This is a genomic window from Burkholderia sp. A9, assembly GCF_000801975.1.
The window spans coordinates 325885-338386 of the sequence record NZ_JSZN01000016.1 but is presented as its reverse complement, the minus strand read 5'-3'; the positions used below and the strand labels follow the sequence as shown (position 1 = coordinate 338386).

The 12502-nt window shown below is 65.2% G+C and carries 9 protein-coding genes; 2 read left to right on the top strand and 7 right to left on the bottom strand.

Annotated features, from left to right (window positions below; translation table 11 throughout):
* The first annotated feature begins 318 nt into the window (after positions 1-318).
* Positions 319-1953: an AMP-binding protein gene (locus PI86_RS09450; protein ID WP_039321394.1), complete on the top strand. Its 1635-nt coding sequence runs from the start codon at positions 319-321 to the stop codon at positions 1951-1953.
* A complete protein-coding gene (locus tag PI86_RS09445) occupies positions 1953-3122 on the top strand; it encodes an AraC family transcriptional regulator (RefSeq protein ID WP_039321254.1) in 1170 nt (389 codons plus the stop codon). The genes PI86_RS09450 and PI86_RS09445 overlap by 1 nt, the downstream gene beginning before the upstream one ends.
* Positions 3123-3263: 141 nt before the next feature.
* Here PI86_RS09445 and PI86_RS09440 read toward each other — a convergent pair whose 3' ends face one another.
* The 7 genes from PI86_RS09440 to PI86_RS09410 all read right to left on the bottom strand — a co-directional run bounded on the left by PI86_RS09440 (position 3264) and on the right by PI86_RS09410 (position 12501).
* Positions 3264-4253: an AraC family transcriptional regulator gene (locus PI86_RS09440; RefSeq protein WP_039321252.1), complete on the bottom strand. Its 990-nt coding sequence runs from the start codon at positions 4251-4253 to the stop codon at positions 3264-3266.
* Positions 4250-5308: an NAD-dependent epimerase/dehydratase family protein gene (locus PI86_RS09435; protein WP_200885193.1), complete on the bottom strand. Its 1059-nt coding sequence runs from the start codon at positions 5306-5308 to the stop codon at positions 4250-4252. Before PI86_RS09435 ends, PI86_RS09440 begins: the two co-directional genes overlap by 4 nt.
* 287 nt (positions 5309-5595) lie before the next feature.
* Positions 5596-7008 (bottom strand): Re/Si-specific NAD(P)(+) transhydrogenase subunit beta, encoded by a 1413-nt coding sequence (pntB, locus tag PI86_RS09430; protein ID WP_039321247.1) that lies wholly within the window; start codon positions 7006-7008, stop codon positions 5596-5598.
* Between the two features lie 13 nt (positions 7009-7021).
* Entirely contained in the window at positions 7022-8626 is a 1605-nt protein-coding gene (locus PI86_RS09425; protein WP_039321245.1) for a Re/Si-specific NAD(P)(+) transhydrogenase subunit alpha, read from the bottom strand.
* A 304-nt stretch (positions 8627-8930) separates the two neighbouring features.
* Entirely contained in the window at positions 8931-10280 is a 1350-nt protein-coding gene (locus PI86_RS09420) for an NAD-binding protein (RefSeq protein WP_235362725.1), read from the bottom strand.
* A 215-nt stretch (positions 10281-10495) separates the two neighbouring features.
* A complete protein-coding gene (locus PI86_RS09415; RefSeq protein ID WP_161792361.1) occupies positions 10496-11506 on the bottom strand; it encodes a LysR family transcriptional regulator in 1011 nt (336 codons plus the stop codon).
* Positions 11507-11640: 134 nt separating this feature from the next.
* On the bottom strand, positions 11641-12501 hold the full coding sequence (locus PI86_RS09410; protein ID WP_039321241.1) for a fumarylacetoacetate hydrolase family protein: 861 nt from the start codon (positions 12499-12501) through the stop codon (positions 11641-11643).
* Between the last annotated feature and the right edge of the window lies 1 nt (position 12502).

Sequence of the window (12502 nt, the reverse complement as noted above, 5' to 3'; positions counted from 1 at the left end):
GCTGGTTCTACGTCCGATTCGATACCGTTCCGGGTTCGCGATTCTGCGCCGGAACGCGCGGGGGCGCCATAGGGTTCACCCTGATGTGCGAGCATGCGCACGGCCCGACGACGGCAAGCCGACGCGCGAGCGCAAGCCGCGGCAGGCAGCCCGCCGCGCGCCCGCGTGTCCGTTTCGATCATCTTTTCGACCGCCCGGATCATTTTCAAAGCGCCGCTGGCGGGCGATAGTCGCCAGTCAGGCGACGGCCTGCGCCCATCCGGTGCGCGGGCCGCCGTGCGAACGGCGCTGCCCGGCGCCTTCCCCGAGGAGCAGGACATGACGAAGAGACACTGGATCGGCTCGTACGGCTCGATCCCCGCCGAGATCGATGCCGATCGCTTTCCTTCCGTAACCGCGTTGCTGGACGATGCGATGCACCGCTTCGCCGGGCGTCCCGCGTTCCGCGCGTTCGGCCGCACGCTGACCTACGCCGACGTCGACCGCCTGTCGACTGCGCTGGCCGCGTACCTGCAGCAGGTCGTGGGCGTGCGCAAGGGCGACCGCGTGGCCGTGATGCTGCCCAACGTGCTCGCGTTTCCGGTGGTGTTCGTCGCGGTCGCGCGGATCGGCGCGATCCAGGTCAACGTGAACCCGTTCTATACCGCGCACGAGCTCGAGCATCAGCTCAACGACGCGGGTGTCGAAGTGGCCGTGGTGTGCGGCGGATCGATGGGCACGTTCGCCGACGTGGTCGGCAAGACGCGCATGCGAACCGTGCTGAGCGTGGGGCGCGGTGATCTTGGCGTCGTCGATGCGCCGGCCGGCGCGTGCGACGCGCTGCCGCCCGGCTCGATCGCGCTCGCGGACGCGATCGCCGCCGGCGAATCGCTCGCGTTCGAACCGGTCGCGCTCGGCGGCGCCGATCTGCTGCTGCTGCAATACACGGGCGGCACGACCGGGCTGTCGAAAGGCGCCGCGCTGTCGCACCGCAACCTGGTCGCGAACATCGAGCAGTTCGCGGCGATCGTGCCGGCCGCGCGTCGGCCGGGCGAGGAGGTCGTCGTCACGGCGATCCCGCTGTATCACATCTTCGCGCTGACGGTGAACTTCCTGTCCTACTTCGCGATCGGCGCGGACAACTGGCTGGTCGCGAATCCGCGCGACATGGACGGCTTCATCGACGTGCTGAAGGCCGCGCGGCCCTCGGTGTTCGTCGGCGTCAATACGCTGTATGCGGGGCTCACCGGCCATCCGCGGCTGAAGGAAGTCGACTGGTCGCGGCTGAAGCTGTCGGCCGGCGGCGGCGCGGCGGTGATCGACGTGATCTCCGCGCGCTGGAAGGCGGTGACGGGCAATTTCATCCGCGAAGGGTACGGGCTGTCGGAAACGTCGCCGGTGGTCACGTTCAACCCGCAGTCGATCGACGCATTCACGGGCACCACGGGCCTGCCGCTGCCGTCGACCGACGTGAAGCTGCTCGACGACCAGGATCGCGAGGTGGCGATCGGCGCAGCGGGCGAGATCTGCGTGCAGGGGCCGCAGGTGATGGGCGGCTACTGGCAGAAGCCGGAAGCGAATGCGGCCGCGTTCACCGCGGACGGCTATTTCCGCACCGGCGACATCGGCGTGTTCGACGCGGCGGGCTTCCTGAAGATCGTCGACCGCAAGAAGGACATGATCATCGTGTCGGGCTTCAACGTGTATCCGAACGAGGTGGAAGCCGTCGCGACCGCGCTGCCGGGGATCGCCGAATGCGCGTGCATCGGCGTGCCGGACGAGCGCACCGGCGAGGCCGTCAAGCTGTTCGTGGTGCTCGCGCCGGACGCGGCCGTGACCGAAGCGGAGATCGTCGCGCATTGCCGTGCGAGCCTTGCGGCGTACAAGGTGCCGAAGCTGATCCGTGTGGTCGACCGGCTACCGAAGTCGACGGTCGGCAAGATCCTGCGCCGGGAACTCAGCCGCGCCGACTGATGGCGCCGAAGCCCCGCGCGGCCGGCAACGCGCGGGCCGGTGCGCCGAAGGCCCTGAAGACCCCGAAAGCCCGGTATGGACCGCTCAAGTACAATGCGAGCGGTTCGATCGACGGGGGCCCGATGACCGGCTCAGACTCACCTTCTGCCCAGTCCGGGCGCGCGCTGCCGTCGCCGAGTGCCACGGTGCCGATCTCGCTCGTCAACGGTTTTCTCGCGAGTGCGGGCGTGCAGCGCGACGTGGTCGAGCGCTATCTGCGCGGGGCCGGCATTCCGATCGAGCTGCTCGGCGAGCCGCATGCGCGCGTGACGGAGGAGCAGTTCTCGACGCTGTACCGCACGCTCGCGATCGACCTCGACGACGAGATGCCCGGCATCTTCTCGCGGCCGCTGCGCGGCGGCACGCTGAAGTACCTGTGCCTGAGCCTGCTCGACGCGCGCAACCTCGAAACGACGCTGCATCGTTTCGGCCAGTTCTTCCATATCCTGCTCGACGACTTCTTCGTCGAATCGAAGCGCGACGGTCTCGTCGCCCAGGTGCTGCTGCGGCCGAACCCGGCCGTCGGTCCGATCGGCGCGCTCGGCCAGGAACTGATGCTCAAGCTCGTTCACGGCGTGTGTTCCTGGCTGATCGGGCAGAAGATTCCGTTGCTGCAGATCGAGTTCGCATGCCCGCGGCCGCGCCATGCGGTCGAGCACCTGTACTTCTTCACCGGCTCCGTGCAGTTCGACTGCGAACGCACGCTGATGCGCTTCAGCGCCGACTACCTCGACGCGCCGATCCGGCAGAGCAAGCGCAACTTGCGCAAGTTCCTCGCGCGCGCGCCCGGCGACTGGATCTTCGAATCGTTCAGCGAACAGCTCGTGTGCCATCGCGTGCGGCAATACCTGTCGGCGGCGTTGCCCGACCTGCCGGTGATCGACCAGGCGGCCGAGCACCTGCATTGCTCGGTGCGCACGCTGAGCCGTCACCTGGCCGCCGAAGGCACGACGTTCCAGGCGCTCAAGGATGAACTGCGGCGCGACATCGCGATCCAGCGGCTCACCGACACGCTCGACACGATCGCGGCGATCGGCGCCGATATCGGCTTCGACGATCCGAGCGCGTTCCATCGCGCGTTCCGGCACTGGACGGGCAGCACGCCGGGGACCTACCGGCGGCGCGCGTAACGCGTTTTTCCGAACCCGTTCCCATAACCGGCTTCCTTCGTACGCTCCCATGGACGGCTCCCGTCGTCGCGCGAATCATCGTGCGAACCGCGCGCGGCCGCGTTCGTCATCCCGGGCGCCCATCATCGTTGCCCCGAAACATCAATGCGTCGCACGCGAACGCGCGGCGTCGGGTGTCATGCCGGTCCAGTCGTTGAACGCGCGGAAGAACGAATTCGAATCCTGATAGCCGAGCAGGAAAGCGATCTGGCTATAGGGCAGGTCGGAGCGGCCGAGGTAGTGCCATGCGAGCCGCTCGCGCACCTCCGCGAGAATCGCCTTGAAGCTGGTGCCCTCGTTGCCGAGTCGCCGCTGCAGCGTGCGCGTGCTGACGGCGAGCGTGCGCGCGGCATCGTCGACCGTGCCGACGCCGCCGGGAATCAGTTCCAGCAGCGCGGCGCGCACGCGCTCGGCCATGCCGGCTTCAGCCGACAGCGCGTCGAGGCGGCGGCGCAGGTCGGGTTCGAAGATCTGCCACATCGCGTCGTTGGCCGTCACGAACGGGCGGCGTGCATCGTGCAGCGCCACGCTCACGGACGGCGCGTCGCCGTATTGCGGCGTCACGCCGAAAAACGTTCGATAGCCATGATGCGGGGTGAGATCGCGCGGCAGGGTGACCGCCCGCGCGGGCAGCCCGGTGCGCGTGCCGATTCGCGCCAGCTTCACGAAGAAACCGAGTTCGGCGGCGATCAGCGTCGCGGGCGGCGGCACGTCGCGCTCCAGGAAATCGATGGAGAGAACGAGCGCGTCGGCGTCGTGCTTCACGTGCAACCGGAGCGGGCCGATCAGCGGCTTGAACTGGCTGATGCGCCGGATCGCCACGTCGAGGTTCGGGCTGCACAGCGCCGCGAACAGCGGCGGGTCGAAAGCCTCGACCGAGACGAGATCGAGGAGGCGTAGCGGCAAGGCCGGCGTATCGACCAGGTCCTCCAGCGCGTGCCACAGGCCGAAATACGCGCGGGTCGTCAGCTCGCACTTCGACCGCGCGAAGAGGTCGGCGGGCAGTTGCGCCCGCCGCAGCAGGTCATCCGTGGCGACGCCAAGGTCAGCCATCACGACCTGCCAGCCCGCTGAAATCGCGAAGCGGTTCATCTCCGCAACTGGCCCGTTTCGACCAGCTGCTGAAAGAAGTCATTCATCGACTCGGCGAGCGGCCGGTAGCGGATCCCGAGGTCGTTGCGGCTGCGGCTGTTGTCGGCGCGCCACGGCAGTCCGACGTTGTGGGCAACGACGTCGCGCGTCACGCCCTTGTTCGCCAGCGGGCCGACCAACCATACGAGCCACTTCGGCAGGATGCGCCGCGGAATCGGGTAGTCGGCGCCATACCGTTCGAGCAGCGTTGCCGCCATCGCCGGCAGGCTCGTGTTGTGCGCCGACACGATGTAGCGGCCGTTCGCGTCAGGCAGGAACGCGGCGCGCACGTGCGCATCGGCCACATCGCGTACGTCGACCGCACCCATGCCGAGATCCGGCACGCCCATTTTCATCGTACCGTTGCCCATTTGCCGGACGATCTCGAAGCTCTCCGAGGTCGCGTACGGGTTGATGCCCGGTCCGATCACGAGCGACGGATTGATGGTCACCAGATCCCAGCGCTGCTGCGCGCCGGCGATCTTCCATGCTTCGCGTTCGGCAACCGTCTTCGAAAACGAATACGGCTGGTGCGCCAGCGATGAACTGGTATTCCAGATCGCCTCGGTGAACACGCCGTTCGGCGCGGTGTCGAGATCGGCGTTGTCGCCGTAGATCGCGGCGCAGCTGCTGGTCAGCACGACACGCTGGACCGACGGCGTGCGGTTCGCTGTCTCGAGCACGTTGCGCGTGCCGAGCAGCGCCGGATCGACCAGCTCTTTCTGAGGATCACGAACCGTGACGGTGAACGGCGACGCGGTATGGAACACGGTGCCGCAACGGGCCATCGCGTCCGCATACGAGCCCGGTTCCAGCAGGTCGGCGCGGAAATAGCGGATCGTGCCGGGTTTGCCGGCCGCGATGCGCTGCAGATGCTTGAGCTTGTCGGCGTCGTCGGGATTGCGGACGGCCGCATGTACCGTCAAGCCGGCTTCGAGCAACCGTTGCACGAGCCAGCCCGCAACGTAACCGGTTGCGCCGGTCACCATCACCGGCAGGTCGGTATCGATATTCATCATCGTGGGTTCCGTTGCGGAAGATGTTGAACATGATGCCGCTTTTCCGATGGCGAGTAACTCGCAATGCGCGCCAATCGGCATGCAATGTGCGCCAGACATTTCTGGTCCGGCCGGGGAGGCGTTGCGCGGGGGAGGTACTGCGAACTGCGGACGGTGGCCGGCAACCACCGGGGAAGGAACGGGATGTCGGGCGACGACGATGCGTTCGTCCCGACATCCGTGCAGGGAGATCGAGGTTGCGCGCCTGGAGCGGCGTGCGGCCCGCTCCAGGCGCGTGGCGGTACTCAGGCTTTCAGCGCGCCGAAGATTTCAGTGAGCATCGACTTCGCATCACCGAACAACATGCGGTTGTTGTCCTTGTAGAACAGCGGATTGTCGACGCCCGCATAGCCGGAGGCCATGCTGCGCTTCATCACGATCGACGTCTTCGCCTTCCACACTTCCAGCACCGGCATGCCGGCGATCGGGCTCGACGGGTCGTCCTGCGCCGCCGGATTCACGATGTCGTTCGCGCCGATCACCATCGACACGTCGGCCTCCGGGAAGTCGCCGTTGATCTCGTCCATTTCCAGCACGATGTCGTACGGCACTTTCGCTTCGGCCAGCAGCACGTTCATGTGCCCCGGCATGCGGCCCGCGACCGGGTGAATCGCGAAACGCACGTCGACACCCTTCTCGCGCAGCAGCTTCGTCAGTTCGAACACCGTGTGCTGGGCCTGTGCCACCGCCATCCCATAGCCGGGTACGATGATCACGCGCTTCGCTTCGCGCAGCAGTTCGGCCGTTTCCATGGCGCTCACCGCCACCGCCTCGCCGGCCGGCTGCGCACCACCGCTCGCTGCGGCCGGTGCGCCCGCGCCGCTGCCGAAGCCGCCGGCGATCACGCTGATGAAGTTGCGGTTCATCGCGCGGCACATGATGTACGACAGGATCGCACCCGACGAGCCGACCAGCGCGCCGATCACGATCAGCAGGTCGTTGCCGAGCATGAAGCCGGTGGCCGCCGCGGCCCACCCCGAGTAGCTGTTGAGCATCGACACCACGACCGGCATGTCCGCGCCGCCGATCGCCATCACCATGTGCACGCCGAACAGCAGGGAGATCACCGTCATCACGACGAGCGGCAGCATGCCGTCCTGGATGCTTTCCGCATGCAGGAACGCGCGGCCGTAGTAGATCACGATCAGCAGCGCAGCCAGGTTCATCCAGTGCCGTGCCGGCAGCAGTAGCGGCTTGCCGCCGATCTTGCCCGACAGCTTGCCGAACGCGATGATCGAGCCCGCGAAGGTAATGGCGCCGATCAGGATGCCGACGTAGATCTCCACTTCATGGATGGACTTCTCGGCACCGGTGAACTGCAGCGACGTGTCGATATAGCTCGCGAAGCCGACCAGGCAGGCCGCGAGACCGACCAGGCTGTGCATCAGCGCGACCAGTTCCGGCATCTGCGTCATCTGCACTTTCTTCGCGGCGTACAGGCCGACGGCGCCGCCGACGACGAGCGCGGCGATCACGTACGGAATGCCCGCGCCCGACACGCGCGGACCGAGCACGGTGGCCAGCACGGCGATCAGCATGCCGATCATGCCGAGCAGGTTGCCGCGGCGTGCGGTCTCAGGGTTGGCCAGCCCGCCGAGGCTGAGGATGAACAGGATCGCGGCGCCGATATAGGAGACGGTAGTCAGGTTGGAAGTCATTGTTGTCGTCCCCTTATTTGCGGAACATCGCCAGCATGCGCCGCGTCACCGCGAAGCCGCCGAACATGTTGACGGCCGTGAGCGCGAGCGCGCCCACCGCCAGGCCCAGGATCAGCCCGGACGGACGGTCGCCGGCGTTGGCCAGCTCGCCCAGCGGCGGCGCGACCTGCACGAGCGCGCCGATCGCGATGATCGACGAGATCGCGTTGGTCACGCTCATCAGCGGCGTGTGCAGCGACGGCGTGACGTTCCAGATCACCATGTAGCCGACGAAGCACGCGAGCACGAACACCGTGAAGTGCGACAGGAAGCTGGACGGGGCGTACTGGCCGACCAGCAGGAAGGCCAGCGCGCCGATCGCGAATACGATGGCCAGCGCCTTGGCCGACATCGGCTCGCCGCTGTGGCCATGGCCTTTCGACTTCGCGGGCGCGGCTGCTGCTGCGGGCGCGGCCGCTTGGGGCTTGGGTGCGACGGCCGCCTGCTTGACCGGCGGCGGCGGCCAGGTCACGTTGCCTTCCTTGATCACGGTGAGGCCGCGGATCGCGTCGTCGTCGAAGTCGACGTTGATCGTGCCGTCCTTGTTCTTGCACAGCTCTTCGACCACGCGCAGCAGGTTGGTCGCATACAGCGTGGACGACTGCCGCGACAGGCGCGACGCGAGATCCGTGTAGCCGACGATGGTCACGCCGTGGCGCACCACGGCCTCGCCGGGCACCGTGAGTTCGCAGTTGCCGCCCTGTTCGGCGGCCATGTCGACGATCACGCTGCCGGGCTTCATCGACTGCACCATCTCGGCGGTGATGAGCTTCGGTGCGGGCTTGCCGGGGATCAGCGCGGTGGTGATGATGATGTCGGCATCCTGGGCCTGTTGCGCATACATCGCGCGCTGCGCTTGCTGGAAGCCTTCGCTCATCACCTTCGCGTAGCCGCCGCCGCCCGAGCCTTCCTCTTCGTAGTCGACCTTGACGAACTCGCCGCCCAGCGACTTGACCTGGTCGGCCACCTCGGCGCGCGTGTCGTTGGCGCGCACGATCGCGCCGAGACTGGCGGCCGTGCCGATCGCGGCCAGACCGGCCACACCGGCGCCGGCGATGAAGACCTTGGCCGGCGGGACCTTGCCGGCCGCGGTGACCTGGCCGTTCAGGAAGCGACCGAACGCGTGGGCCGCCTCGATCACCGCGCGGTAGCCACTGATGCCGGCCATCGACGTGAGGGCGTCCATCTTCTGCGCGCGCGACAGCGTGCGCGGCAGCGAATCGATCGCCAGCACCGTGGCGCGCCTGGCGGCCAGCTGCTGCATCAGTTCGGGGTTCTGCGCCGGCCACACGAAACCGATCAGCGTGCCGCCCTCGCGCATCAGCGCGACTTCGTCAGCGCTCGGCGGGCGCACCTTGAACACGATGTCGCTGCCGGACCAGAGCTCGGCCGCCGTGGCGGCAATGTTCGCGCCGGCCGCGCGATACGTGTCGTCGTCAAAGTTCGCGGCGGCTCCGGCGCCGCTTTGGACGGCCACCGTAAAACCCAGCTTGATCAGTTTCTCGACCACCTCGGGCACGGTCGCAACGCGCCGCTCCTGAGTGGCTGTCTCCAGAGGAATCCCAATCGCTAAAGTCATATCATGAGTGGCTTGTTATGGCCGACGTGGAGCATTCGGACACGAGTAAGGCAAGTTGCCAGACCAAAAATTGATGAGGGCCTATATTGCTTGTTATCGACCAGCCGGGTAGCCCGGTGCCGAGACCGTTCCCGTGCGCCGGGCGCGGAAAAAATCGGCTCGATCTACCGATCGAGCCGGAGCCGGATTTGTTCATCTCACTATTGATCCACACAACACACCGACTTTGGTCTGTTTTACCTCTGCGGAAATCAACGGTCGGACACCATTCGGGCCTTCATTTCCTGTTGCAAGGTAGAGATGCCTATTCTTTGCGAACGCCCGACATTGCCCGGTAGAACCCGGTCGGATCGGAGGATACTCGCGCCGCGTCAACCTGATTGAGTGCCTGCTCCCAGACACTACGTACCGAGTTCGCAATCAACAACGGCGTGCCGACCCGAATGGCGAGAGAGCACGCCTGATTCAAATCGCGTACCGTGTGTGCGATATCGAGTCCGTCGGGCACGTTGCCGTTGGCGAGCGCGGGAAGGAGCGAGCGGGAGTGCTCGCTCCAGCCCGAACTCTTGTTCACCACGTTGGAGATCGCCTGCATCGACAGGCCGTATCGGATCCCTGCCATCGCGCATTCGTAGGTGGTGTGGAGGCATAACGCCGCAATGGTGCGCTCGAGCAGTTCCTCGACTCGATACTGATCGGCTTCGGTCAGATGCGGTGCTTGCGACGCTTTCTCGACAGCGGCGTCCGTCCGGGAGGGCTCGACGGGGGCTGCCAGCTTGGTACCCGCGAGCGTCTCGATCACGCTGACCATGTCTTCCAGTCGCGCCGAGCTATCGAGCGTGTTCACGCCGATTTGCAGGAGGCCGCGCACCAGGTTGGTCACGTGCATCGGTACGCCCAGTGTCATGCCGAGCGATACGGCCTGGCTGACGTCCTTCAGCATCAACGCCAGCGCGAAGTTTGTCGAGGTCTTGCCTTCGACAAGCGCGGGCAGCATCTTGTCCGTAGTTTGATTCCGGGCTTGGCCACGATTCAGAAAGGGCGCCATGTCGGCCAGCGAAACGCCGGCTTTCCTGCCGAGCACGGCAACTTCGAGTGTCCCGAGCCGGCACGCCGCGTTCATCGCGTTGTTCACGATCTTCATCGCCTGACCATCGCCCACGCGCGTTCCGCAACGATAGATCGTTTCAGTGATGATGCGAAGCGCCGGCAACGCGCGCTCGAATGCTTCATCGGAGCCCGCAACCATCAGCGTGGCTCCGCCCGATGCGACGATGTGCGGGCTTGCCGAGACGGCCGCGTCGATCAGGGTCACATCGCACTTGAGAAGCTCCTTGGCGATCTGCCTCGTCTCTTCCGGCGCACCACTCGTCTGGTCGATGATCATCGTTCCCGGAGACAGCCCTGCCGAAAGACCGTTCTCGCCGAACACCATGTCCCTGACGTTGGAACTCCGCGGCAAGCACACGAAAATAATTTCGCATTGTTGAGCAAGATCGGCCGCAGATGAGGCGACATGAACGTTTTGTTCGTGCGCAAACGACGTACGTGCGTGTTCGCTGATGTCCCATACCCAGAGTTCCGCCGAGCCAATGAAGCGGCGAGCGAGCTGACCGCCGAGCGCGCCGAGGCCAACGTATCCAATTTTCATCATGTTCTACCTCTAGTCTTTTCGAGCCAATCCGAGTTGCTCGACGCTCACCTTTATCTGGCGGCGTGGCATTCGTGATAGCAAGCTGTTCGTTGGGGCGGCTGCACTTCACCGCGTGCAGTCGCGGACCGGGCATGCTGCTGTTGCTTTTACTGCTCCTGCATCGGTTGTCCGACGGTCCGTTGCTGAAAATATGAGAAAAAGAATCGCTCTCCGGACTACAGAGCATCCTGGCCCTCACATAGCTCTTTTCCTGCTTTCTCGAGATGTGCGATGAAGTTGCGATGCACATCGTTGATCGGGGCGCTTTCTCGAAAGATCACGGCAATGTTCCGCTTGAGCGCGGGAATCGTAATCGGCAGTGCCTTGATGTAGCCGGCCCGGACGTCAGGCATCGCGGAGTGAGCCGGCAGCAGCGCCAGATGATTGCTTTCCGCGATCAAGGTCTTCGTGAACTCGATCGAACCGCTTTCGATCAATTGCTTTGGCGGCGGTACACCTTCGGCGGCGACCAGTTGCTCGAGCGCTGCGCGTTGCTGCCAGCCGACCATCGGGCATACCCACGGAAACTGCGCGAGATCTGCCCACGACAATGCCTGGAGCCCGAAGAGGTAATGATCCGGGCGTGCGAACACGCAGAGCCTGTCGCGGAACAGCACCCGCTGCTTGAGGCCTTCCGGAAAAATGTCGAAGAACTCCGTCTGGCCGATCACGAAATCGAATTCCCGGCGGAGCAACCCGAGCAGCAGCTCGACCTGTACCTTCTCGACTACGCGCAAAAGTACGTTCGGAACCTGTTCTCGCCAACGGGCGACGGCCAGCGGCAGGATCCGGCTTGCCAGGCTCGGGAGGGTACCGAGCGTGATCACGTTGGTTGCGCCGGTGTCGGCTTGCAAACGCGTCTCCGCGAGGTCGATCTCGTCGCGAATATGCTTGGCGTGCGAGTAGAGCAGTTCGCCAAGCGCGGTCGGAACGATCCCGGTCGGTGTTCGCTCCAGCAACCGCATGCCCAGGTCGCTCTCGAGGCGATCCATCGATTTCGTCAATGCCGGCTGCGAAATGGACAGCTTCTTTGCTGCCTTCGAGAGACTTCCCTGTTCGATCGCGGTGACCATGTACAGCAGCTTTCGTGGATCCATGGCCAGGCCAGGGATCGTACCGCCTTCTCCGTGAACCGGAGTATTGCGGGACTGAAGTTTGGCGGGTTCCGGAATCGCGGCTGTTGTCATGGCATCACTCTGACCAGTATGCGTACACAGGAGGGTCGAGCGGAACGCATTCCTGCGCCCCGCGTAGCTCGGATCCGGGCTTGACCGTCGTCCCGGATCCGGCCGAACCAGACCCATTTGTACGCTACGGTACATTACCGGAAGCGGTTTGTCAGAGTACCGATACCCTCGATGGTGATCCTGACCTCGTCGCCGGACTTCAAGAAGCGTGGCGGGGCGAACCCGATGCCGACGCCGGCCGGCGTTCCCGTCGCGATGACATCGCCCGGTCGCAGTTCCAGGCCGGCGGACAGCGTCGCGATCAGGGTCGGGATGCCGAAAATCAGGTCGCGGGTATTCGCGTTCTGACGGAGTTCGCCGTTGACCCAGCACTGCACGTTCAGGTTGTCGGATTGCAGCTCGTCAGCGGTGGTGATCCACGGACCCATCGGGCAGAAGGTATCGAGGGACTTGCCGAGGAACCACTGCTTGTGTTGCCGCTGACGATCGCGTGCGGTCACGTCGTTGATGATCGTATAGCCCCACACGTGTTCGAGTGCGTTTTCCGCGCGGATATCGCGTCCGCCTTTGCCGATCACGACCGCGAGTTCGGCCTCGTAATCGACCGACGTCGTGACGTGGGAATGGAGCAGCACATCGTCGCCATCCGCGACGATCGTCGACGGCGGCTTGCTGAAGACAGCGGGATACTCGTCGATTTCAGCACCTTTAACGGCGCCGGCTTCGTAGCCGCTACCCGCGAACTCCTTTGCGTGTTCGCGATAGTTCTTGCCGACACAGAAAACGTTTCGGCGGGGAACGATCGGCGCCAGCAACTTCACACGATCGAGCGGGATGGGCTCCGCGTCGCCGCCGATATCGCCGGAGGCGGTATGGCGTTCGATGAGGTCCGCCATGTCGCGCAGGGAGGGATCCAGCAGCCGGACACGGGATTTCTCCACGTCGACCACGCCAAGCCGTTCGGTGGATTCAAACAAAATACGGGCGAGCTTCATT

What these genes read in the sequence shown, in the direction of transcription:
- PI86_RS09450 (WP_039321394.1), top strand. Translation starts at nt 319, where the DNA reads ATGACGAAGAGACACTGGATCGGCTCGTACGGCTCGATCCCCGCCGAG.
- PI86_RS09445 (WP_039321254.1), top strand. Translation starts at nt 1,953, where the DNA reads ATGGCGCCGAAGCCCCGCGCGGCCGGCAACGCGCGGGCCGGTGCGCCG.
- PI86_RS09440 (WP_039321252.1), bottom strand. Translation starts at nt 4,253, where the DNA reads ATGAACCGCTTCGCGATTTCAGCGGGCTGGCAGGTCGTGATGGCTGAC.
- PI86_RS09435 (WP_200885193.1), bottom strand. Translation starts at nt 5,308, where the DNA reads ATGAATATCGATACCGACCTGCCGGTGATGGTGACCGGCGCAACCGGT.
- pntB (WP_039321247.1), bottom strand. Translation starts at nt 7,008, where the DNA reads ATGACTTCCAACCTGACTACCGTCTCCTATATCGGCGCCGCGATCCTG.
- PI86_RS09425 (WP_039321245.1), bottom strand. Translation starts at nt 8,626, where the DNA reads ATGACTTTAGCGATTGGGATTCCTCTGGAGACAGCCACTCAGGAGCGG.
- PI86_RS09420 (WP_235362725.1), bottom strand. Translation starts at nt 10,280, where the DNA reads ATGATGAAAATTGGATACGTTGGCCTCGGCGCGCTCGGCGGTCAGCTC.
- PI86_RS09415 (WP_161792361.1), bottom strand. Translation starts at nt 11,506, where the DNA reads ATGACAACAGCCGCGATTCCGGAACCCGCCAAACTTCAGTCCCGCAAT.
- PI86_RS09410 (WP_039321241.1), bottom strand. Translation starts at nt 12,501, where the DNA reads ATGAAGCTCGCCCGTATTTTGTTTGAATCCACCGAACGGCTTGGCGTG.